The sequence below is a fragment of the Pseudoduganella plicata genome (assembly GCF_004421005.1).
GTDB classification, from domain to species: Bacteria; Pseudomonadota; Gammaproteobacteria; order Burkholderiales; family Burkholderiaceae_D; genus Rugamonas; species Rugamonas plicata.
Genome location: NZ_CP038026.1, coordinates 3,495,555 through 3,518,817 on the forward strand (window position 1 = coordinate 3,495,555; position 23,263 = coordinate 3,518,817).

General features: G+C 64.8%; 20 protein-coding genes and 1 tRNA gene. 5 read left to right on the forward strand and 16 right to left on the reverse strand.

Translation table 11 applies throughout. The features are described 5' to 3' along the window. Window positions 1-87 precede the first annotated feature (87 nt). Window positions 88-1,167, forward strand: coding sequence for a glycosyltransferase family 4 protein (locus E1742_RS15255; protein WP_206076684.1), 1,080 nt, complete (start codon window positions 88-90; stop codon window positions 1,165-1,167). Window positions 1,168-1,169: 2 nt separating this feature from the next. Then, a complete protein-coding gene (locus E1742_RS15260) occupies window positions 1,170-2,045 on the forward strand; it encodes a CPBP family intramembrane glutamic endopeptidase (protein ID WP_134385785.1) in 876 nt (291 codons plus the stop codon). Here the strand turns inward: E1742_RS15260 and E1742_RS15265 are convergent. The 12 genes from E1742_RS15265 to E1742_RS15320 form a co-directional block, all read right to left on the reverse strand. Then, window positions 2,042-2,227, reverse strand: coding sequence for a hypothetical protein (locus tag E1742_RS15265; RefSeq protein ID WP_134385787.1), 186 nt, complete (start codon window positions 2,225-2,227; stop codon window positions 2,042-2,044). The genes E1742_RS15260 and E1742_RS15265 overlap by 4 nt on opposite strands. A 49-nt stretch (window positions 2,228-2,276) precedes the next feature. Then, window positions 2,277-3,194 carry an ACP S-malonyltransferase gene (locus E1742_RS15270; RefSeq protein WP_134385789.1) on the reverse strand — a complete coding sequence of 306 codons (918 nt, stop codon included), beginning with the start codon at window positions 3,192-3,194 and terminating at the stop codon, window positions 2,277-2,279. Between the two features lies 1 nt (window position 3,195). After that, a complete protein-coding gene (mdcB, locus tag E1742_RS15275) occupies window positions 3,196-4,086 on the reverse strand; it encodes a triphosphoribosyl-dephospho-CoA synthase MdcB (RefSeq protein ID WP_134385790.1) in 891 nt (296 codons plus the stop codon). Further along, on the reverse strand, window positions 4,074-4,748 hold the full coding sequence (gene mdcG / locus E1742_RS15280; protein WP_134385792.1) for a malonate decarboxylase holo-[acyl-carrier-protein] synthase: 675 nt from the start codon (window positions 4,746-4,748) through the stop codon (window positions 4,074-4,076). The genes mdcB and mdcG overlap by 13 nt, the downstream gene beginning before the upstream one ends. Next, window positions 4,732-5,448 (reverse strand): biotin-independent malonate decarboxylase subunit gamma, encoded by a 717-nt coding sequence (locus E1742_RS15285; RefSeq protein ID WP_134385794.1) that lies wholly within the window; start codon window positions 5,446-5,448, stop codon window positions 4,732-4,734. Before E1742_RS15285 ends, mdcG begins: the two co-directional genes overlap by 17 nt. Further along, entirely contained in the window at window positions 5,445-6,338 is an 894-nt protein-coding gene (locus tag E1742_RS15290) for a biotin-independent malonate decarboxylase subunit beta (RefSeq protein ID WP_134385796.1), read from the reverse strand. The genes E1742_RS15285 and E1742_RS15290 overlap by 4 nt, the downstream gene beginning before the upstream one ends. Continuing rightward, window positions 6,335-6,649 (reverse strand): malonate decarboxylase acyl carrier protein, encoded by a 315-nt coding sequence (gene mdcC / locus E1742_RS15295; protein ID WP_134385798.1) that lies wholly within the window; start codon window positions 6,647-6,649, stop codon window positions 6,335-6,337. The genes E1742_RS15290 and mdcC overlap by 4 nt, the downstream gene beginning before the upstream one ends. Before the next feature lie 10 nt (window positions 6,650-6,659). Next, on the reverse strand, window positions 6,660-8,327 hold the full coding sequence (gene mdcA, locus E1742_RS15300; protein ID WP_134385800.1) for a malonate decarboxylase subunit alpha: 1,668 nt from the start codon (window positions 8,325-8,327) through the stop codon (window positions 6,660-6,662). A gap of 10 nt (window positions 8,328-8,337) precedes the next feature. Continuing rightward, the gene (locus E1742_RS15305) at window positions 8,338-9,741 is read right to left on the reverse strand and encodes an SLC13 family permease (protein ID WP_134385802.1); all 1,404 of its coding nucleotides are present in this window, start codon (window positions 9,739-9,741) and stop codon (window positions 8,338-8,340) included. Between the two features lie 210 nt (window positions 9,742-9,951). Then, window positions 9,952-10,860: a LysR family transcriptional regulator gene (locus E1742_RS15310; RefSeq protein WP_134385804.1), complete on the reverse strand. Its 909-nt coding sequence runs from the start codon at window positions 10,858-10,860 to the stop codon at window positions 9,952-9,954. Window positions 10,861-10,935: 75 nt separating this feature from the next. After that, window positions 10,936-11,364 (reverse strand): hypothetical protein, encoded by a 429-nt coding sequence (locus E1742_RS15315; RefSeq protein WP_134385806.1) that lies wholly within the window; start codon window positions 11,362-11,364, stop codon window positions 10,936-10,938. Window positions 11,365-11,596: 232 nt separating this feature from the next. After that, window positions 11,597-11,672: transfer RNA gene (locus E1742_RS15320), tRNA-Arg, on the reverse strand. Between the two features lie 267 nt (window positions 11,673-11,939). Between E1742_RS15320 and E1742_RS15325 the strand changes: the two genes are divergently transcribed. Continuing rightward, window positions 11,940-12,539, forward strand: coding sequence for a c-type cytochrome (locus tag E1742_RS15325; RefSeq protein WP_134385808.1), 600 nt, complete (start codon window positions 11,940-11,942; stop codon window positions 12,537-12,539). Window positions 12,540-12,938: 399 nt separating this feature from the next. Here the strand turns inward: E1742_RS15325 and E1742_RS15330 are convergent, their stop codons facing one another. From E1742_RS15330 to E1742_RS15345, 4 genes are all read right to left on the reverse strand, one after another. Continuing rightward, complete coding sequence (locus tag E1742_RS15330) at window positions 12,939-14,996, reverse strand: M13 family metallopeptidase (RefSeq protein WP_134385810.1); 2,058 nt, start codon at window positions 14,994-14,996, stop codon at window positions 12,939-12,941. Between the two features lie 148 nt (window positions 14,997-15,144). Beyond that, window positions 15,145-17,181, reverse strand: a complete 2,037-nt coding sequence (locus E1742_RS15335; protein ID WP_134385812.1) for a M13 family metallopeptidase — start codon at window positions 17,179-17,181, stop codon at window positions 15,145-15,147. Between the two features lie 34 nt (window positions 17,182-17,215). Then, window positions 17,216-19,438: a TonB-dependent receptor plug domain-containing protein gene (locus E1742_RS15340; protein ID WP_134385814.1), complete on the reverse strand. Its 2,223-nt coding sequence runs from the start codon at window positions 19,436-19,438 to the stop codon at window positions 17,216-17,218. 117 nt (window positions 19,439-19,555) lie between these two features. Beyond that, window positions 19,556-20,086 (reverse strand): hypothetical protein, encoded by a 531-nt coding sequence (locus E1742_RS15345; protein WP_134385816.1) that lies wholly within the window; start codon window positions 20,084-20,086, stop codon window positions 19,556-19,558. Window positions 20,087-20,393: 307 nt separating this feature from the next. Between E1742_RS15345 and E1742_RS15350 the strand changes: the two genes are divergently transcribed. Both E1742_RS15350 and E1742_RS15355 read left to right on the forward strand, forming a co-directional pair. After that, window positions 20,394-21,824, forward strand: coding sequence for a S41 family peptidase (locus E1742_RS15350; protein WP_134385817.1), 1,431 nt, complete (start codon window positions 20,394-20,396; stop codon window positions 21,822-21,824). A 235-nt stretch (window positions 21,825-22,059) separates the two neighbouring features. Then, on the forward strand, window positions 22,060-23,181 hold the full coding sequence (locus E1742_RS15355; protein WP_134385819.1) for a beta-ketoacyl-ACP synthase III: 1,122 nt from the start codon (window positions 22,060-22,062) through the stop codon (window positions 23,179-23,181). Window positions 23,182-23,263: the final 82 nt, after the last annotated feature.

Sequence of the window (23,263 nt, forward strand, 5' to 3'; positions counted from 1 at the left end):
GCGGTCAATCCAGAATAACATACTTGTTGTAAAGATAACCCTGTGTTGCTAAGATGACTCACTTTTCAGCATCAGGCCGGAGCGAGGATGACCCAGGCGCCACTGCGCGTTGCCATGCTGTCGTACCCGATGCTGTTCCAGCGTACGGGCGGCCTGCAGGTGCAGATCCATGAAACCATCGCGGCGCTGCGCACCCTCGGCGTCGATGCCCGGCTGGCCGCGCCGGAGCGCGAGTCGCTGGGCGACTACGACATCGTCCACGTGTTCGGCGCCATCAACGGCAACCACCGCATCGTCGAAACGGGCCGCAGCCTGGGACGCGGGGTCGTGCTGTCGCCATTGATCCGGCCGTCGTGGACCGCCTTCACCGGCCGGCGCGAACGCTGGCTGGACCGCCTCGTCGGCAGGCTGACGGGCTGGCACCTTCAGACGACCTACGGCCAGATCGCCGCAGGCCTGCAGGGTGCGCACCGGCTGGTGGCACTGGGAGAGACGGAGCGGCGTTCGATCGTCGACGCCTTCGCCATCCCGGCCGCGCGCGTGGCCGTCATCGAGAACGGCGTCACGCAGCGCTTTTTCGACGCCACACCCGACGCGTTTCAGGCGCGCTTCGGCATCACGGGACCGTTCGTGCTCAACGTGGCCGCCGTCAATCCGCACAAGAACCAGCTGGCGCTCGCGCGAGCCTTGCAGGGCAGCGGCACGCCGCTGGTGCTGATCGGGGAATGCCTGAGCGAGCACCGCGCCTACCTCGACGAAGTCAGCGCCGCGACGGACGTGCGCTACCTGGGCCGCCTGCCCTACGACGATCCCTGTTTGCCCTCCGCGTACGCGGCGGCCACCGTGTTTGCACTACCCAGTGAAAGTGAAGTGATGCCCTTGTCCGTAATGGAAGCGCTGGCGGCCGGCACCCCGGCCGTGATGACGAACGCCCACTCGATGGCGCTGCCCGATGCCGGCGCTGTCGTGCAGGAACACGCGCCGCACGACGTGGCGCGCCTGCGCGGGCTGCTGACAGCCGCGCTGGCGCAACCGGCACCGGCGGACGGGTGCCGGCGCGCCGTGGCGCACCTGCGCTGGAGCATCGTGGCCGAACAGCTGATGGCCGTATATGAAGAGGTGCTTGCCGAATCGGGCGTGACACGGCGCGCGGTGGCTGTCGCGTGAGCATGCTGACGCCGACCCTGATCGTGCTGGCCGCGCTGCTGGCGCTGGCCGTGGTGTCGCTGTGGTTCCCGCCGCTGCCGGCGGGCGCGCGACGCGTTCCCGCCTGGACCATCGCACTTGGCGCCGTCGGCGTCGTCGCGCTGATTGCCGGCGCCGTCACGCCCGTCGGCATCGCCGTCGTGCTGCTGCTGATCGCCCTGTGCGCGGCACGCGAACGCAGCACGTCACCGTGGCTACGCGTTCCGGCGATGGCCGCCATTGCGTTCATCGCGCTGGCGCTGGCCCTGCACAAAATACCCGGCTTTTATAATCCGTTGATCGCGCGCGACGTGGCCGATGGCGCGGCGCCGATCACGCAGTACATCAACCTGGACAAGGCGATCGCCGGCATCGTCCTGATCGCGTTTTACGGCCTGCCGGCCCGCACCCGAGCCGACTGGCGCGCCGTCGGACGCGCCTGGCCCATCGTCGTGGCGACGCCGGTACTCGTGCTGGGTCTCGCGCTGCTGACCGGGGTGGTGGAATGGGCGCCGAAGCTGCCGTCATCGACGGGCACGTTCCTGGCTTCGAACCTGTTGATCACTTGCGTGGCCGAGGAAGCGTTTTTCCGCGCGCTGGTGCAACGCGGCTTGCAGAACAGTTTGTCCGGTAAGCGTTACGGCGTGGCGGTGGCGATCGGCGTTACGTCCATCGTGTTCGGCATCGCCCACCTGGGCGGGGGCGTGCCGATGATCCTGCTGGCGACCCTGGCCGGCATCGGTTACGGCCTGGCCCTGTGGCGCAGCGGCCGCATCGAAGCGGCCATCCTGACGCATTTTGTTGTCAATGCGTTGCGGTTTTTACTGGTGGCGGGGCCGGTGGTGGTGCGGGCAACTTAGTTCCAGCCACCCGCATTGGTCCGATAGTCCGCTTTCGGTGGCTGCGCGACCACAGCTTGTTGAGTGAGAACGACCTTGGCGCGGCCCTGCGCGGCAGCCACCAAGGTGCGGACGGCCATATTCAAAAAGAAATTCATGTGCAATACCTCCATAACGATGTTAACGTTATAGAGGCCATTCAAAGGAATATCCAATTCCGAGTTGCAATGGCAGTTATAAGCTTTGTGAATGCTAATCGAGCTGCCTCTCTAGCCAACCGCGTATCCCGGCCACTGCACGGAACTCACTGACGGAGCGGCAGGCAATATGCGGGTGGCGCATTTGCAACATGCGCGACAACGCGGCGCCCGGGCCCAGTTCGAGTGCCACGGTGGCCCCTGCCTCGGCGCAGGCGTCCATGCATTCCTGCCAGCGGATGGTTTCGGCAATCTGGCGTGACAGCCGATCGACGGCATGCGCGCCATCGTGCACCGGTTCGGCCGAGATGCCAGACAACACGGGAAACGCGGGCGGCAGCCAGCGCTGGCGGTGCAGCAGCGCCGCGAACGGCGCCACGGCGCCTTGGAGCAACGGCGTGTGCGACGCGACTTCGACGGGCAGCACGGTCACTCGTCCGCCCGCCTGGACCGCTGCTGCCGCCAGCGCATCGCGCCCGCTGGCCGGGCCGCCCGCCACCAGCGTGTCCTCTCCCGTCACGATGGCCCGGTAAAAACCGAAGCGGTCCAGCAGCTCATCGACGCTGCCAACCGGCATGCCCGAGAACGCCACCATCGCTTGCGGCGCCCCGGCGACAAGGCACGCATCCATCATCCGCGCCCGTTCGACCGCCAGCCGGATCGTGTCAAGCGGATCCAGCGCCCTCGCGACACCGTAAGCCGACAGCTCGCCGATGCTGTAGCCTGCCACCAGCACGGGCTGCGCGGGCAACTCGCCTAGTGCGGTCCACATGGCCAGCGTGGCAGCGACAATCGACGGCTGCGCCACGCGATTGCTGAACCCCGGCGCTTCGCGCAATGGTGCCGCCAGCAGGGGATCGTCAAACCACGCGTCCAGCAGGCGGCTCCCCGCCGGATCGGTACGTGCCATGTCGAACATGCCCGCATGCTGGCCGCCCTGACCCGGGCACAGCACGACCAGACGACCCGTCATCTCAACCCTCCGCGCATGCTGCCTGCAGCAGGCAGACGGCACCCAGCAGGTCGGCCGCGCCGCCGGGCGACAGCCGCGCCGCAACGAACGTGCGGTGACAGATCAATGCCCGCGTTTCCCAGTCCGGCGCCGCCGTGCCGCCGCGCGCGATAAAGGCGCGGGCGGCACGGCGCACGGTCAGCGCGCCTTCGACGCCGCCACGGTGATAGACATTGGTGTCGCTGACGTGCGCCATCAGCGCAAACAGCGCATCGACGCGCGCGCGCCGTGCGTCGCGGCCGGCGGCCAGCGCACGATGCAGCGCCGGCAAGCCGACGTCGAACACGGACGGGAAGCCGCGTGCCCCTTCCTCGCGCGCGCCGCTGGCGGCATAGCGCAGCAATGCGACGGCGCCGTGCGATGGCGTGGCGATATCGCCGCTGTGCGCGCCCAGCGCGGCGCCCCAGCAACGCAACAAGGTGGCGTGGATCGCGGCGGGTGTCGGCGCCGTACCGTCAGCGCGGCAGCGGCCGATGGCCGCGCACAGCATGCCGAGACAGAAGATCGCGCCGCGGTGCGTATTGACGCCCCCCGTTGCGTGCAGCATGCGTGCTTCGGCTTCGATGCCGAGTTCCTTGAGGACGTGAAACGGTGCATCGTGCACGCCGGCCTGTACGATGCGCAGAAAATAGCGGCGCAGCGCGAACAGGCTGCGCACGAAAGTGGCCGCCGTCATGTCGTCATGGCTGCCGTTGTCGACAAACGACACCAGGCCCGGTTTCGGGTACAGCGCCAGTTCCGCATACAGGCTGCGCACCGCCAGGCGCGCAATGCGCTGGCAGAACGCCCGCGACGATTCTGTGTTCCACGATGCCGGCGGCTCGAGGCGCAATGACGTGCTCAGTCCAGCCATGCATCCTCCTCCAGCGTCGCCAGCAGCTCGTCGGGTTTCACCAGACCCACCCGTTCCAGGCTCTTGGCCAGCACGCGCGTGCCTGGCGCGCCGTCGAACGCGGCGCGCAGTTCCTTCCATGCTACCGCGCGGCCATCGGGGAACACGACCTCGCCATCGAGCGGCAGCAGCGCTCCGTGCCGCGCCAGCAGATCCAGTCCCGTCATCAGCTGCGCGCGGTTCAGGGGACGCAGCAGCAGATCGATATCGGACGTTGGCATCAGGTAGCTTTGCCCCGTCAGGGCCTGCAGCGCCAGCGAGCCATACACTGCCAGGCCGAGTCCCGCCTCCGCGGCCTGCCGCTCCAGCGCCGCCAGCGCGTCACGCCATGGCGCCGGCGCCGCGTCGAGCGCGCCGACCAGGGGTAATGCGCGGGTGCGCCGGCCGATATCGGCCAGCTCCGCACGACAGCCGACACGCACCTTGCCGTCCGCACCCGGCGGCAGCGCAAAGCCGATGGCAACTTCGCCCGGCGCCAGGTCGATCTCGGCCCGCCGCACGACGGCCGGCCAGCCGGCATCGCGCCACGCGTCGAGCCGATCGAGCGCGCCGGGCGGCACCGTCGCACGCACGCGCTGCCAGCCGCGGCTCGTCAACCAGACGAGATCATGTCGGGCGAACATGGCCGCCCGTCCGCACCGCCTGGGCGACGGGCTGCGCCAGCAGGCGTCCGCCGCGTTCCTGGCCCAGCGCCATGCGCACGTCGTCCGTGCCGCATTCGGCCAACGCCCGTGCCAGTGCGTTTGCCAGGTCATCCTGCCAGATGCCGTGCAGGCCACCCATGCGCAAGTAGTTTTCCGGACCGGGCGCGAAGACGGGATTGTCGCGCGCCAGCTCCGTCAGCCGTTCTTCCGGCACCTTCGTGATGCGCGCCATCGCCGGCAGGCCCATGACGCGGATGGTCGCCGCAGGCAGCGCATAACAGGCGCTGGCAATCAGGCCGCTCGTGATAAAGCCGCCGGACAGCGCCTGGTCGTACACCAGGCCGATCACCGTGTGCCCCTTGCGCCGCGCCAGGTCGACGCATTTGCCCAGATGCGCCATATAGCTGTTGATGCCCAACATCTCGTCGCGGTGGCGCAGCCGCTGGCCCTGCGTATCGACCAGGATCAGGATCGGCCGGCCGGGATGCTCCTGTACCGTGTTCAGGATCGCCTGCGCCTGCGCCAGCGCGATCTCGATGCCGATGGGGACGTGCTCCGTGGTGCCGATGATGGCAACCGTCCTGCCGTCCACCTGCGCCGTGCCGGACAAAAAATTGTCGCGTTCGAGAATATCGTGACCGCCCGGGAACAGCTGCGTTGCCAATGTCTGCCAGCTCATCGTTGACCTCCTGCGCGATACGGCGCCGCCAGTTGCAGGAAGGCGTCGGCATCGAGCATCGGCACACTGGCCGGGTCGGGCACGCCAAGTTTGCGCCACACGTCCATCGGCTCCACCAGCCCTTCGGTATCGGCCAGGCGCCGCGTCAGCATGGCCTGTTCGGCCAGCAGGTCTTCCAATGTCAGGCCGGCGTTGCCGATGCCGCCGATGGCTTCCAGCGCCGCGGCGCGGAACGCCGCCGTGTCGTCCGCCACCAGCATCTGGCAGTCGCCCATCAGGTAGCGGTGCTTGCCGCCCGTGGTGCGCCAGACCAGCGCACGGTCGCGCGAGTCGAATTCCTCGACACCGCTGGCCGTCTCGATCACCTCGGGCCCGGACATCGCCAGCCGCCCTTCCTCCGACATGATGACGACGTTGGCGCAGCGCGCCGAAATGCCCATGCCGCCAAAGCAGCCGTTCGATCCACCCACGACCGCGACGACCGGAATGCCCGCCGCACGCGCATCGAGCATGGCGCGCATGACTTCCGAGACGGCGATCAGGCCCGCGTTGGCTTCGTGCAGGCGCACGCCGCCCGATTCCAGCAGCAGCAATACCGCATGCGCCTTTTCGTCAATGGCCCTGCGCAGCATGCCGACCAGCTTGGCGCCGTGCACCTCGCCGACGGCGCCGCCCATGAAGCCGCCCTCCTGCGCCGCGCCGAAGACGACGTGGCCACCCAGCAGCCCGCGTCCGACGACGACACCGTCGTCAAACGACACGGGCGCATCAAGCTGCGCCAGGTGCGGGCTGGCAATGCGTTCGGACGGCGGCAGGAATTCTTCAAACGAGCCGGGATCGAAGATGGCCGGTATGCGCTGGCGCGCGGTCAATTCGAGATAGCTGCTCATGGCGTGCCTCCTGTCAGCGTTTCGACCGCCTGGTCCAGGCGCAGGCTGACGACGGCGGGTGTAGCGCCCATGTCGTTGATGCTGATGCGCGCGTCGGCCAGTTGCCAGCGTGCGTGGAAGTCGGCCATCACGGCCTGCCACGTGGCGCCGAAGCCGACGGCGGCGGTGCGCACGTCGATCTCGCAGGCGCCCCCCAACGGCGCCGCTTCGATCAATACTTCAAGGTTGCCCGAGCCAACGACACCGACCAGCTGCGGCTGTCCTGCCAGCGGCCGCGTGCCTTGCTCGAACCTGTAATGTAGTGTTTCCATCGTGATGTCCTTACCAGTTCCTGAAGCGTTTCGGCGGCTCGTACAGGTCACCCGATGCGCGCACCAGGCCTTTCATGTTCTTGGCAGCCAGCAGGTCGCGCGTGGCCAGGCGTTTGTCGATGCCGAGATCCTCCGGGCGACGGATGATGCCACGGTCGCGCAGGTTTTCCACCATGCGCTTATCGCGCCCCATGCCGACCGGCGTGTACCCGGCCACGCCGCGGATGGCCTGTTCGCGCTCCTCGTCGCTGCGGCACAGCAGCAGGTTGGCGATGCCCTCTTCCGTCAGGATATGCGTGACGTCGTCGCCGTAGATCATCACCGGCGGGATCGCCATGCCGGCCTGCTCGGCCAGCTGCCACGCGTCGAGCCGCTCGACAAACGCAGGCGCCATGTGCTCACGGAACGTCTCGACAATCTGCACGACGAGCTTCTGCCCGCGCGGGATGGTGTTGCGGCCAGCGCGCGCCTGCTCGCCTGCCTTCAGCCAGGCGGCGCTGGGGTGCCGCCGCCCGCGGGCGTCCGCCCCCATGTTCGGCGCACCGCCGAAGCCGGAAATGCGGCCCAGCGTCGCCGTCGAGGAGTTGCCCTGCAAATCGATCTGCAAGGTGGAACCGATAAACATGTCGCAGGCGTAGTGACCGGCCGCCTGCGAGAAAGCGCGGTTGCTGCGCATCGAGCCATCCGGCCCGGTAAAGAACACGTCGGGCCGCGCGCGGATATAGTTTTCCATTCCCAGCTCGGAGCCGAACGAATGGACCGATTCGACGAAGCCCGCTTCGATGGCCGGAATCAGCGCCGGGTGCGGGTTCAGTGCCCAGTGCCGCGCGATCTTGCCCTTCAGGCCGAGGTCCGCCGCATAGGTCGGCAGCAGCAGTTCGATGGCGGCCGTGTCGAAGCCGATGCCGTGATTGAGGCGCTGGACTTCATATTCGGCGTAGATGCCCTTGATGGCCATCATCGCCATCAGCACCTGGATTTCCGAGATCAGCGCCGGGTCGCGCGTAAACAGCGGCTCGATGTAGTACGGCGTGGGCGACTGCACCACATATTCGACCCAGCCGGACGGAATGTCCACGCGCGGCAGTTTATCCACGATCCGGTTGACCTGCGCAATGACGATGCCGCTCTTGAACGCGGTGGCTTCGACAATGGCGGGCGTGTCTTCCGTGTTCGGGCCCGTGTACAGGTTGCCCTCGCGGTCCGCCATCTCGGCGGCCACCAGCGCCACGCGCGGCGTCAGGTCGACAAAGTAGCGCGCGAACAGCTCCAGGTACGTGTGGATGGCGCCGATATTGAGCTTGCCCGACTGCGCCAGCTTCGCCAGCCGGCCCGCCTGGGGCCCCGAGAACGAGAAGTCCAGCCGTGCACCGATGCCCTTCTCGAACACGTCCAGGTGCTCGGGCAGCGACAGCACGGACAGCAGCATGTGCAGACCGTTGATGCGCGCCGGGTCGAGGCGGGTCAGCGCCTTGCCGAGAAAGTCCGCCTGCTTCTGGTTGTTCCCTTCCAGGCAGACGCGGTCGCCCGGTTCCAGCACCTGGTGCAGGAGTTCGACGACGTGCGACGCCGCGACGACCTTGCCATCCAGCGCGTCGCCCAGGGCGGCGCGGGCGCGGGCCAGGCGCGCGTTGCGATTGTCTTGCTGGGTGCTCCAGCGGCCTTCAGGGTGATTCATCCGGTTTCCTTTACAGTACAACAAACAGCAGCCACAAGACGACCGGCGCGACCAGGGTCACGATACCGCCATAGATCATCAGCTGGCGCAGGAACACGTCGCGGTCGACGTGCTGGGCGCTCGCCAGCACCAGCGCGCCGTTGGTCGAGAACGGGCTGACGTCGACAATCGTGGACGCCACGGCCATGGCCGCGATAAAGCCGATCGGCTCGACGCCGCCACCTGTTTGCAGGAACGGCACGGCCAGCGGAATCAGGGAGCCCAGCACCGCGGTGGACGACGCAAAGGCCGACACGATGGCGCCGACAAACAGCAGCAGCAGCGCGACGATCAGCGGCGACGTCATGCTGGCAACGCTGTCGCCCACCCACGTGATGGTACCCATCTTCTGCATGACACCCACATACGTGCTGACGCCGACAATGAGCATGATCTCCGGCCACGACACCTGGCCGATGGCGCGCTTCTGCACCTGCGGCGACAGGATCGAGATCAACAGGCCGATCGAGATGGCGACGAAGCCGATATCGAGCTTGTACAGCAACGTCAGCACGGCCAGCGCGATCAGGCCGACGACGGTGACGATCTGGTGAATCGTCGGTCCCTCGTCGGCGGGCGTATGCGTCAGCTTGCCGGCGCTGCCACCGACGGCGCCCACGGCCTCGCTGGAACGCTGACGCAGCAGGCGTTCCTCGCTGGCCGCTTCGCTTTCGGCATCGCCGTAAATCTGTGGACCCTGCGCGGCCACGGCCACCGGTGCGCCAAACGGGGTCGCAGGCATTACCGGCATCGCCTTCGGCGCGCTCTGGCGCATCAGCTTCGCGCCGCCGAACACGAAGAACAGCACGAGCGACACGGCCACGTTGACCCCCAGGCTGGCGAACGCCGTCGTCAGTTCGGAAATCGGCAGCCCCGCCTCCTTGACCACCTTGTTGGTGATGCCGCCATAGATGCTGATGGGCGAAAAGCCGCCGCCCTGCGCGCCGTGAATCACCATCAGCCCCATCATCAGGGGATTGATCCCGTACTTGGCCGCGAAGCCCAGCGCGATGGGCGCGATGATGGCGACGGCGGCCGGGCTCACGGCGCCGACGGACGTCAGCAGCGCCGTCACGGCAAACATCACCCAGGGAATCGCTGCAATGCGCCCGCCCACAGCCCGCACCGCAAGTCGGACAAGCCAGTCGATGGTCCCATTGTTCTGGGCCTGCGCGAACAGGAACGTGATGCCGACCAGCGTTAAAAACAGTTCGGCCGGAAAGCCGGCCATGATGCCTTTGGCCTGCATGCCGGCGACCACGGTGCCGACGAGGAAAGCGCCGACAAAAGCGATAACGCCCATATTGATGGGCAGCGCGGTGGCGACAACGAACATCAACGCCAGCACGCAGATTGCGATCAGGTGAGAGGACACACGGTACTCCTTGAACGTGCAATGCCGGCTTCCCACCGGCACCGCGGGTATTACGTCTCCATGCATCCCCGATGCAGCCGACAGCCCGGGCATGCTCGTTTTGACCATTTTCTTATGGTAGTGATGACGTAAAGGTAACGTGGATTGCCATGGGAATCAATTACGGCAGCGTGACATCGTTTACTGTCAGCGGAACGGTATGGATAAACGTCAGCTGTGCTTGAGCATCCGGCACACGGCAGCCAACGCCAGCAGATTCGGATCGCGCTCGCGCACGCGCAGGAACGACAGCCCGATCGTCTGGCGCATCCGGTAATCCTGTTTGAGGGGAATAAGCCGCACCTTGTCGCCAAACGCATCGCGCACGCGGCCCGGCAGCAGCGTGTAGCCGATACCCGCAGCGACAAGGTTCATCAGCGAAAAGATGTCGCCCACGCGGGTGACGAGCGTCGGCGCGAAACCGGCAATGCGGAAGGCCTCCTGGAAGCCGCTGAAGGTAACGAAGCCGTCACGCAGGCAAACGAATTTCTCGCCAGCGCAGTCGCGCAGGTCGACTTCCGTCATGTGCTCATAGGGCGATCCGGCAGGGGCGGCAAAGAACACGTCGTCCTCGAACAGAGAAATCGATTCGACGTCGGGATCGGGATCCGGCACGGCCATCAACGCCGCATCGACGGCATTCTGTTTCAGTTTGTGCAGCAGCTCCGCGTTCGACCCGAGCACCAGCTCCGTCTCCAGTTCCGGCTTGCGCAATTTGATGCCGATGATGACATTCGGAATGGTGCCGGTCGTCAGCGAATACAGCGAACCGATTTTAAGATGGTCGGCCGAATAGCCGGCAGCGGAGCGCGTTGCGGCAATGCCGTCGGCCATCAGGCGGATCACATCGCGGCTCACCTCGGCCAGCACCTGCGCCGCCTCGTTGGGAATCAGGTTGCGGCCCTGCAGGCTGAACAGCTGGCAGCTCATCGCATCCTCCAGCGAATGCAGCGCCCGGTGCACACTGACGGCGCTGATGTCGAGCATGCGCGCGGCTGCGTTCAGGTTGCCGCCTTCCATATAGGCCAGGAGGATTTCCAGTTTGCGGAAGGTGATGTCGTCGCTGATCCGGCTGTGCATGGGGGCTCGTTCGGTACGTGGATTGAACGATGATACCCGCTCGCTGGCAGTAATTGCTCTACCGGGCGGATCGCTTCACACCGCCGGCGTCTGAAAAGGCGGAGTAAAGCGGTGGCCCAGATATCGTTGCAGCAGCGGATAAATCTCCGCCGATTTTGAGATCGCGATGGCGGAAAACACCTGTTGAATGGTGGCGCCATCATGCGTGCGTACCGTCATTTGATAAAACGGGTGCTTGCGCATGCCGAAATACTCGATTCGCCAGCTGCGGATATCGGCGATCGTAACGGTGAACAGGTGCTTCGGAATATCGCCGAACCACGTGAGGCTGCCGCCTTCGATGCGCATCAGCGGCGTAGCGCGTTCGTATCTGACGACATTCCACGTACCTTTTGCCAGCACCAGCATGAAGACGAAAACCCCGTCGCGATCCCGTAATCGCCGCGGCTGACAGCCCACCGCACGCCCGGCAGCCCGAGCAACAACGGAAACAGGAACAGCCATGGCGCGTTGCCGTCGCGGCGGATTTCATGGTGCGCGTCGGCGGCAGTGTTGCCGTGCAGCTCGTCGTGGTTCATATACCGATGCGTGATGGAAGGGTCCCGAGAATGTCACAATGCTAACGCGAGAGCAAGCGCCATGCGGGACTAGCAAATGGTCTGGAGAAGTAACGGGAATTCTGTGTATGTCCAGGCAGCGGATGACGCATCTGAACAGGAGAAGACAACAGGAAAAATGGTGCGGCTGGCTGGGATCGAACCAGCGACCCTTGGCTTCGGAGGCCAATACTCTATCCACTGAGCTACAGCCGCACGGAGAGACCCGAAGGATACCGGCTTTCCTGCCGCACGTCTATTACAAAGCACAACTTTTCGTGCAGGGCCTCGGAAACGGTCAATTTTTCCTGTGTGCAGCAGGCCGAAACGCCCGTCAATAGGACGTCTTGCCTATGCTTCAATTACGTTCCAACATGTATAGTTTGAGTCTATAATCAGTTGCTTTTCGGCGAGTAGTCAGCCATCCCTGATGTCATAAGATTAACACTGGCCACCGGCCCAGCAACTTGTACTAAGGAAAACATGAGCGACGCACATCACGAACATCAATCCGCCATCCGCACGCCGAAACAGCTGATCGTCGCGGTCATCGGCTTCTTCCTCGTCGTTACCCTCGGCATTATCCTGCTGGTCCAATACGTCACGCAGCAACGCCTGCCCGGCGCCGGTTCGACCGCGCAGTCGCCCGAGGCCATTGCGTCGCGGCTGAAGCCCGTGGCGGACGAGGGCTTTACGCTCAAGGATGCGAACGCGCCGAAAGTGCTGCAGACGGGTGAAGCCATTTATACGTCGACGTGCCAGGCCTGTCACGGTGCCGGCGTGGCGGGGGCGCCGAAGACGGGTGATGCGGGTGCCTGGGGCACGCGTATCGCGCAGGGCTATGACACCATCGTCAAGCATGCCATCGAGGGCATTCGTGCGATGCCGGCCAAGGGCGGCAATCCGGAACTGGACGATGTGGAAGTGGCGCGCGCCGTGGTGTTCATGGCCAATCAGTCGGGCGCGAAGTTCAAGGAGCCGGAAGTGCCTGCGGCACCGGCCGCGGCACCTGCCGGCGAGGCGGCTGCTCCGGCTGCGGCGCCTGCCGCTGCTGCTCCTGCTGCGGAGCCGGCCAAGGGTTAATCTACGCTGGATGCAAATGAAACCGCTCTGTTGGGCGGTTTTTTTACGTCCGTGGCTTGCCCGCTTGTGCAACTGGGTGAGACTTCACGTCGGGCGCGGGCATTAATGCTGAGTTAAGGCAAGAAGGTCAGCGAGCCGCAGGCGTCATCTTGGACCCGAGACCAAGAACTGGGGTCAGGAGGGAGTGATGACATGCATGTCATCACCGCTGCGCAGGCACGGAGCTATTGCTCCCGAATTCCCTGCTCCGCCCCGCCGGGTCTGCCCCCCAGCCCTCCGCCGTTGGGTTTGTTTCATGTCGGCGGCCCGCTGCTGTTATGCCTTCACATTGCGGCATTGGTGCCAGTCCCAAAAACGAAAAAGGCCGCCCGGAGGCGGCCTTCGTTCACACGTAATCGATTACCAGATGATCACGCGCTCTTTCGGCGGCAGGTACATCTTGTCGCCGTTCTTGACCTTGAAGGCTTCGTAGAAGCCCGGCTGGTTGCGCATCGTGCCGTTGGCGCGGAACTGGCCTGGCGAGTGCGGGTCGGTCTTGATCTGCTGGATCAGTGCCGGCTCGCGCATCTTCATGCGCCACACCTGCGACCAGCCCATGTAGAAACGCTGGTCGCCCGTCAGGCCGTCGATCACCGGCGCCTTCTTGCCCTTCAGCGACAGCTTGTAGGCTTTATAAGCCACGGCCAGGCCGGAGTTGTCGCCGATGTTCTCGCCCAGGGTCAGCTCGCCGTTGACGTTGTAGCCTGGCAGCGGTGCATACGCGCTGTACTGCGCCACCAGCTGGCCCGTCTTGGCCTTGAAGTTCTTGTGGTCGGCCGCGCTCCACCAGTCGCGCAGGTTGCCGTCGCCATCATATTGCGCGCCCTGGTCGTCGAAGCCGTGGCTGATCTCGTGGCCGATCACGCCGCCGATGGCGCCGTAATTGACCGCGTCATCGGCCTTCGGATCGAAGAACGGCGGCTGCAGGATCGAAGCCGGGAAGACGATCTCGTTCATCTCCGGGTTGTAGTAGGCGTTGACGGTCTGGGGCGTCATCAGCCACTCGTCGCGGTCGATCGGTTTACCCAGCTTGTTCAACTCCTTGTTGTAGTTGAACTCCGTGGCGCGCAGCACGTTGCCCAGCAGGTCATCGCGCTTGACGGTCAGCTTCGAGTAGTCGAGCCACTTGTTCGGGTAGCCGATCTTCGTGGTGAACTTCGCCAGCTTGGTCTGCGCTTCCTTCTTCGTGGCCGGCGTCATCCAGTCCAGCGTGTTGATGCTCTGCTTGAACGCCATCAGGAGGTTGTTGACCAGCTTTTCCATGCGCGCCTTGTGCTCCGGCGGGAAGTGCTGTTCGACGTACACCTTGCCGATGCTCTCGCCCACGGCGCTTTCGGTCGCGCTGACGGCACGCTTCCAGCGCGGACGGTTCTCCGTCACGCCCGACAGCACCGTGCCGTAGAACTCGAAGTTGGTGTCGACAAAGGCTTTGGACAGGTATGGCGCCGCCTCACGCACGACGTGCCACTGCGAGTACGCCTTCAGCGTGTCCAGCGACGTCGATGCCAGCAGCTTGTCCAGCGCCTGGAAGTACGTCGGCTGGCTGACGATCACGTACGTCGCCTTGCCCTGCACGCCCGTGGCGGCCAGGTACGCGTTCCAGTCGAAGCCCGGCATCAGTTCGCCGACCTTGGCGATGTCGAACTTGTTGTACGCCTTGACCGGGTCGCGCAGTTCGACCTTGGTCCACTGGATCTTCGCCAGTTCCGTTTCAAAACCAACGATGGCTTTCGCACTGGCCGCCGCTTTCGCGTCGCCCGCCAGGGTCAGCATCTTGGCGATGTGCGCTTCGTACTTGGCCAGCGCGTCGGCCATTTTCGCGTCATCCTTTTTCAGGTAGTAGTCGCGATCGGGCAAACCCAGGCCGTCCTGGTAGAAGTCGGCCACGTACTTGGTCGAATCCTTGTTGTCCTGGTGGATGGCAAAGCCCATCGGCGCCGTGATGCCGTGGCGGTTGAACTGGGCGATCAGTTGCGGCAGCGCCTTCTTGTCGGCGATGGCGGCGATCCGCGTCAGCTTGTCCTTGATCGGTGCGATGCCCAGCTGTTCGACGCGCGCTTCGTCCATGAAGCTGGCGTAGAAGTCGCCGATGCGCTGCTGGTCCGCATCCTTGGCACTTGCCGCGGCGTTCTCGATGATGGAACGCAGCTGCGGCTGGATGTCTTCACGCAGCTTGGCGAACGAACCCCAGCTCGATTTGTCGGCCGGGATCTCCGTCGTGGCCAGCCACTTGCCGTTGGTGTGGACGAAGAAGTCGTCCTGCGCCCGCACGGACGGGTCGATATATTCGATGGCAATCCCGGAGGCGGTTCCGCCGGTCGCGGGTTTGCTCGAAGGGGCTTTGTCGGCCGCGCCGGCAATGCCGCAGACGCCGGCCAACAGGCTCAGCGTTAATGCACTCAACAGATGTCGTTTCAAGATATTTCCCTCTTATGTATGACAGTGGTGTTACCGGTCATTGCCGGCAACCGACAATAGCATATGGCCTATGCCCTGCATAACAGAAAGGCCACGGTTGTGGCCTTTTTGACGCGGCTTTTCAGCCGATAGCCTTACCAGATACTCATCACCAGATCAGCACGCGTTCCTCGGGCTTCACATACAGCTTGTCGCCTGCCTTGACGCCGAAGGCTTCATAGAAGCCCGGCTGGTTGACGACGGTGCCGTTGGCGCGGAACTGGCCCGGCGAGTGCGGGTCGGTTTTCACCTGCACGATCTGCTGCGCTTCGCGCATCTTCGAGCGCCACACCTGGCCGAAGCCCATGTAGAAGCGCTGCTCGCCCGTCAGGTTGTCGATGGTCGGTGCCGGCTGGCCGTTCAGCGACAGCTTGTAGGCTTTATAGGCGATCGCCAGGCCGGAGTTGTCGGCGATGTTCTCGCCCAGGGTCAGGCGGCCGTTGACGTTATAGCCCGGCAGCGGGCTGTAGGCGTCGTACTGCTTGACCAGTGCATCGGTCTTGGCCTTGAAGTTGGCGCGGTCCTGCGCCGTCCACCAGTCGCGCAGGTTGCCGTCGCCATCGGACTGGCTGCCCGAATCGTCGAAGCCGTGGCTGATCTCATGGCCGATGACGGCGCCGATGGCACCGTAGTTGACGGCATCGTCGGCGCGCGCGTCGAAGAACGGCGGCTGCAGGATCGCGGCCGGGAACACGATTTCGTTGGCGGTGGAGCGGTAGTAGGCATTGACCGTCTGCGGCGTCATGCCCCATTCCGTCTTGTCGATCGGCTGGCCCAGTTTATTGAGGTCACGCTGGAACTCGAACTCGGACGCGCGGCGCAGGTTGCCCAGCAGGTCCGACGCGTTCAGTTTCAGCTTGCCGTAGTCGCGCCATTTGTCCGGATAGCCGATCTTCGGCGTGAACTTGGCCAGCTTGGCCTGCGCTTCCTTTTTCGTCTCGGGGCTCATCCAGTCCAGCGTATCGATGCTCTGCTTGTACGCCAGCAGCAGGTTCTGCACCAGCTTTTCCATGCGCGCCTTGCGGTCGGCCGGGAAGTGCTCGGCCACGTACAGCTTGCCCAGGCCTTCGCCGATGGCGCCTTCGACCACGCCCACGCCGCGCTTCCAGCGTGGCGGCTGTTCCGTCACGCCCGTCAGCACGGTGCCGTAGAACGCAAAGTGCGCGTCCGCATAGGGCTTCGACAGGTAGGGCGATGCGTCGCGCAGCAGGTGCCAGGTGAAGTACGACTTCAGCGTGGCCAGATCCGTGTCCGCCACGATCCTGTCGAAGCTTTTCAGGTAGCTGGGTTGCATGACGATGACGTAATCGGTCTTGGCGGCGATGCCCGACGCAGCCAGCGCGGCCTTGAAGTCGTAGCCCGGGGCCAGCTCGGCCAGTTTGGCCAGCTCGATCTTGTTGTAGCGCTTGACGGGGTCGCGGTTCTCGACCTTCGTCCACTGCGCCTCGGCCAGCGCGGTCTCGAACGCCACGATGTTCTTCGCCTGCGCCGCGCCGTCTTTCGCGCCGGCCAGGGTCAGGATCTTCGCGACGTGCTGCTCGTATTTCGCCAGCGCGTCCGCCAGCTTGGCGTCGTCCTTTTTCAGGTAGTAGTCGCGGTCCGGCAGACCCAGGCCGCTTTGCGCCATATAGGCCGCGTAACGGGTCGACTCGCGCGCGTCCTGCGACACGCGTACCGCGTACGGCGTCGGCACGCCGATGCGCGTCAGGTGCGCGATCAGCGTCGGGATACCCTTCTTGTCCTTCAGCGCGGCGATGCGCGACAGCTCGCCGGCCAGCGGTTTCGCGCCCAGTTGGTCCAGCTTTGCCTCGTTCATGTAGCTGGCGTACAGGTCGGCGATCTTCTGCTCGTCGCCCTTCAGGCCCTTCTGCTTCTGCAGCCCTTCGATGATGTCGCGCAGTTGCGGCAGCGTGTCATCGCGCAGCTTGGCGAACGAGCCCCAGCTCGATTTGTCGGCGGGGATTTCCGCCGTTTTCAGCCACTTGCCGTTCAGGTGGACGAAGAAATCGTCCTGCGGGCGTACCGTGCTGTCGATGTACTGCGTGTCGATGCCGGAGATCAGGCCGGCAGCCGGCGCGGTATCGGCTGCCGTGGCGCCCGTGGCAAAGGCGGCGAGGAGGGAAAGAGAGATCAGATGTCGTTTCACGTTGCGCTTTCAGATTATCAATTACAGGTGCGGCTTAAAATTTTGTCTCGAGCCGTGCGCTCCACACCACGAACGTCGGGTTGACCGTGTCCGCCCGCGATGCGAGGCCATTAGCGTACACCAGGTTGCTGCCCGGCGCATCGTCGGCCAGCGTGTTCGCGGCCGCGATGCGCAGTTGCGTGCGGGCGTCGAACTTCCACAACGCATACACGTCCAGTGCGCGCTTGCGGCCCACTTCGACGATCTGCTCGGTGCTGGTGCGCACGCGCGTGAGCGGCGTCCAGTTCAAGATGCCGCCCAGTGTCAGCGGGATTGCCTTGCTGCGGTAGTCGAGGCCGACGTTGGCCGTCTGCTTCGCCTGCTGGTCGAGACGGTTGTCCGGCCCCGGAATGCCGTCCACGCGCGACCAGAAGTGGCTGTAGTTGGTGCGCACGTCGATGTCGGGCGCCGTCGGCAGTAATTCCGTCAGCTTGAATTTCGCTTCCAGCTCGATGCCGCTGGTGCGGGCGTGGCCGATGTTCGACGGTGTCGACAGCCAGCGCGGACCCAGCTCCGTATCGCGCAGGGTCAACTCGCGCCGGATCAGGTTATCGATGTCGCGGATAAAACCGCCGGCGCTGACGATGCCGCTGCGGCCGATGTAGTGCTCATACGCGATGTCGAGTCCCGTCGCCAGCTCGGGCTTCAGGTCCGGATTGCCGCTGCGGTCCGGCCGCGTGGCACTGTTCAGGCGCGACAGGAATGGCGCGGCAATCAGGTCACCCACGTTCGGCGATTTATAACTCTTCGTCAGGCTGGCGCGCACCTGATCCTTTTCGAAGCCGGGGATGCGCCAGACGCCATGCAGCAGTGGGGAAAACACGCTGCTGGTGTTCTTGACGGTACCGGCGCTGCGGTCGCTGGTCGTGCGGATACCCTCCCAGCGCAGGCCGATGTACATGCCGAACTGCGGCGTGACGTCCCATTCGTCCTGCGCGAACAGGGCAACGCGGCGCGTGTCCGCCGTCAGGTTGTCGCCCGAATCGGCAAATTGCGCGTTGCCGTTCTTGTCCAGCGAGACGCGCGTCTGCTCGCGGTGGCTCGCTTCCAGATCCCAGCCGGCCGCCAGCAGGTGGCCACGGCCTATGGGCCGCGTGTACTTGCCGCCGGTGTTGATGCTGCGGTCGCGCGTGGCGTCCGTGTCGGTAAAGCGGTCCAGCAGGTTTCCTGCCGTGTCGTACTGGTGGCGCAGCGAGTCGCTGTCGATCTTGCCGGCGCCGAAGCCGAACTTGACGTCCAGCTTGGCGTTGCCGTCCATCTTGTGCAGCCAGTTGCCGAAGCCGCGCAGGAACGTGCTGTCGTTGTACGACTGCTGCTCGGCGAAGTTGTATTCGGGCGCGACGATGCCGGCTGTCTGCACCAGGGTCGACGAGGAGCCGCTGTCGCGCACGTTGTGCATCAGGAAGGGCTGGAAATTGATCGTGTCGCCGTTGTCGAACTTGTACGACAGGCGCGGCGCCAGGTGGATCGACTTGCCCGTGCCGGCACTCTCGTCGGCAATGTCCTGGTCTTTGGTGATGGTGCCGTCGTCCAGCGTGTCGACGTTGTGCGTGCGGCCTTCATCGTGCTGGCGGTTCTGCATCATGGAGGCGGACAGCGAGTACGTGAACGCGCCGGACTTGCCGGGGATCGTGACGGAGACATTCGGCGAATGGCGGCCGTCCTCGATCGAATCGGCCACGCGCAACTGATTGTCGCGCTGGACGTAATCCTCGCGCAGCACGACGTTGATCGTGCCGGCAATCGCGCGGGTGCTGTGCTCCGCGACGGGGCCGCGCATCACTTCGATGCGCTCGACCTGGTCGGGCGAGATCGACTCCATCGAGAAGCCCGCCGGCGGCCGTTCGCCGTTCAGCAGGATCTGCGTGTAGCCGCTGCCAAGACCACGCATGCGCACGTCGCCGCCGCGGCCCGGGCGGCCGCCGATCGTCACGCCGGGCAGGCGTTTGAGCACATCGCCCAGCGACGTGTCGCCGTTGCGGTCGAGCTCTTCGCGGCCGTAGATCTGCTTCGCGGCGGTGGAATTGCGGCGCACGTCCATGTCGGTCTGGCGTCCGCCGGTGATCGTCACCTGCGGCACGACCCTGGTGTCGGGCGGCGTTTCGGCCTTTGTGGTGGGATTGTCAGCGGTGGGCTTGTCGGCGGCGGGATCGGTCTGCGCCGTGGCCGTCGTCATGACCAGCATGGCGGCGCAGGCAAAAGGAGTCAGTTTGCTCATAAAAGGTCGAAGTCGTCGCGCGGCGGGACGGAGCTGCCGCGCTGGCATTGTAAGCGCGGCCACGCGCGGCTGAGCTGCCGCGGCGTGGTTTTTTACTTTTCGATACTTTGCACAGACTCAGCGGGCGCCCATGCCGATATTGACACCGCCGGGACCGCCCTTGTGGCCGCCCCGTCCTTCGCTGCCGCCCTCGTGCCTTGGCGGGGAGTCGCCGCGGCCCGGTCCTTCCGGCTTGCGCTGCAACTGCTCGGCCAGGAACACCGCGACCGTCTGGCGCTGCGGCTCGTCCAGCGCGTCGTTGAGCGTCAGCCACCATTCGCGCAACTGGCGGTTCTCCTGCGCGACGGTGGTTTCTTCGGCATCGAGGGGGGCCGCCAGGTCGCGCAGCTCGACGCCTTTGCCCTGCAGCGCCAGCAGGGCCTGCGCCTGCATTTTCTCCTGGCGCGACTGGCGCTCGCGCAGCAGGGCACGGGTGCGGTTCTCCGTCTGGTTCCACAGTGTCGCCTGGTTGGCGTTCAGCTTCAGCGCCACCTTCAGGTCGGGCGCCATCATCAGCAGGTCGGGTGCGCGCCAGTCCATGACGGGGGTGGCGTGGGCGGTGCCGGACAGCGCCAGCACCAGCGCGGCCAGCGTATAGAATCGGTTCATGAATGCTCCGTGCAAAAAAAAGCCTGCGCAGGGAGCGCAGGCCAAAACCACTTCAGGGTAGAGAGAAATACGAGCTCAGTGTAGGACGCCGATTCGGGCACTTCTGCCTTTCTTACATTTACTTACGCTCGTTAACGCAAGCTATACAAGCCGTCAACATCGGTAACGTGAGCAAAGCGTCATCGCCCGGTGTAAAGCGTGGTAAAGGTCAGCCGATTCAAGGATCAGCCAGCGCGGCTTTTGAAAATCGGGTTTATACTGGTTCGCATGGCGGCCGAGTGGCTGCCCTCGCATCTGAAGGTGATACATGGGCAAGAAACTGAAGAGTACCGGGCTGGTCGCCCTGGGTGTCGTGGCCGGCGTTGCCGTGTCCTTACAGTTCTCCGCACTGGCGCAACGCGCCGGCGAGCCGGCCCTGCCGCTGGAAGAATTGCGCCAGCTGGCCGACGTGTATGGCCTGATCAAGTCCGATTATGTCGAGCAGGTCGACGACAAGAAGCTGCTGACCGAAGCCATCTCCGGCATGGTTGCCTCGCTCGATCCGCACTCCGCCTACCTGGACAAGAAAGCCTATGCCGAGCTGCGCGAAGGCTCGCAGGGCAAGTTCGTCGGCCTGGGCATCGAGATCGCCCAGAGCGACGATGGCTACATCAAGATCGTCTCCCCTATCGAGGATTCGCCGGCGTACCGCGCCGGCATCAAGGCGGGCGACCTGATCACGCGCCTCGATGCCATGCCGCTGAAGGGGCTGTCGCTGGATGAATCGGTCAAGAAAATGCGCGGCGAGCCGCACAGCAAGGTCACCCTGACGGTGCTGCGCAAGGACGAGCCGCAACCGCTCACGTTCAGCCTGGTGCGCGAAGAGATCCACCAGAAAAGCGTCAAGGGCAAGATCGTCGAGCCGGGCTACGGCTGGCTGCGCGTGGCGCAGTTCCAGGAGCCGACGGTGGACGACCTGGCCGCCAAGATCACGGAGCTGTACCGGCAGGACCCGAACCTGAAGGGCATCGTGCTGGACCTGCGCAACGACCCGGGCGGCGTGCTGCAGGGCGCCATCGGCGTGGCGGCGGCCTTCCTGCCGAAGGACACGGCGGTCGTCTCGACCAACGGCCAGCTGCCGGACTCGAAGGAAATCTACTACGCCCGTCCCGAGTTCTACTCGATGCGCAGCGATACCGATGCGCTGGCGCGCCTGCCGGAAGCGGTCAAGCGCGTGCCGCTGGCGGTGCTGGTCAATACCGGCTCCGCGTCGGCCTCGGAAATCGTCGCCGGCGCGCTGCAGGACTACAAGCGCGCCACGATCATCGGCAGCCAGACGTTCGGCAAGGGCTCCGTGCAGACGATCCGCCAGCTGACGGCCGACACGGCCCTGAAGCTGACGACGGCGCGCTACTACACGCCGCACGGGCGCTCGATCCAGGCCAAGGGCATCGTGCCCGACCTGGCCGTGAATGAATATCCCGATGGCGACGGCCTGAACGCGCTGCGCATGCGCGAAGCGGACCTGGAAAAACACCTGTCGAACGACCGCGAAGCGGAAGCGGCCAAGGACAAGCGCGACGAACTGGAAGAACAGATCCGCATCCTGGCGCTGGAGAAGAAACGCCAGCCGCTGGAATACGGCACGGCCGACGATTTCCAGCTGCGCCAGGCGCTCAATCACCTGAAAGGCTTGCCGGTGCAGGTGGCCCCGCCGGAATCGCAGATCGTGCAGGCAGCGGCGCCGAAGCGCAAATGACGCTGTTCCCGACGCCGGCCTGAGCCGCAACGGCGCCAGTAACGGCGCCGTTTTTACGTCTTGATCCGACTATTCTTGATGTAAAATCAGCCCCTACGTACACTGCACTATTTAGTGGCAGCTGCCGGCAACCGCCGCGGCATGCCGGCAAGGCCGTTTCGGCAGGTCAGCCCGTTACACAGGGTGCCCGGTCCAAACGGCCTTCATGCTTCTTAACGAATACGAAAGCTTAATAATGAAACAAGCCGTCATCAGCGGAACCGGACTTTTTACGCCGCCCCATTCGATCTCGAACGAGGAACTGGTCGACAGCTTCAATGCCTATGTCGCCCTGTTCAACGCGGACAACGCGGCGGCCATCGAAGCGGGCACGGTGACGGCACTGGAGCCGTCCAGCGCGGCGTTCATTGAAAAGGCGTCCGGCATCAAATCGCGCCACGTGATGAACAAGGAAGGCGTGCTGGATCCGAAACGCATGGCCCCCCACTACCCGGAGCGCGACAACGAAGAACTGTCGCTGCAGGCGGAAATGTGCGTGGCCGCGGCCCGGCAGGCGCTGGACCGCGCCGGTCGCACGGCAGCCGACATCGACATGGTGCTGGTGGCCTGCTCGAACATGCAGCGTGCCTACCCGGCCATGGCTGTCGAGGTGCAGCAGGCATTGGGCATCGACGGCTTCGGCTTCGACATGAACGTGGCCTGTTCGTCCGCCACGTTCGGCATCCAGACGGCGGCAACGGCCGTGCAGACGGGCCAGACGCGCGCCGTGCTGGTGCTGAATCCGGAAATCACCAGCGGCCACCTGGATTACCGCGACCGCGACAGCCATTTCATCTTTGGCGACGCCTGCACGGCAATCGTCATCGAGGCGGCCGATACGGCTGTGTCGACGCACCGCTTCGCCATCCTCGACATGAAGCTGAAAACGTCGTTCTCGAACAATATCCGCAACAACTTCGGTTTCCTGAACCGCGGCGACGAAGCGGGCATCGGCCAGCCCGATAAACTGTTCAAGCAGCAGGGCCGTAAAGTGTTCAAGGACGTGTGCCCGATGGCCGCCGAGATGATCAGGAACTCCATCGCCAACGCCGGCCTGGAAGTGCCGCAGGTGGCCCGCTACTGGCTGCACCAGGCCAACCTGAACATGAACCAGCTGATCGTGCGCATGATCCTGGGCCGCGATGCGACGCCGGAGGAAGCGCCGGTCATCCTGGACACGTATGCCAATACGTCGTCGGCCGGTTCCATCATCGCCTTCCACAAGCACCAGGACGACCTGCCGCAAGGCGCCTACGGCGTCATCTGCTCGTTCGGCGCCGGCTACTCGATCGGCTCGGTCGTCGTACAGAAGCTGTAAGGTGGCATCGGGCGGCCCGGTTTATACTGGTTGACGGGACGGCAACGGCCGTCCCTCGCTCAACCTGAAAGGAACCCGCCCT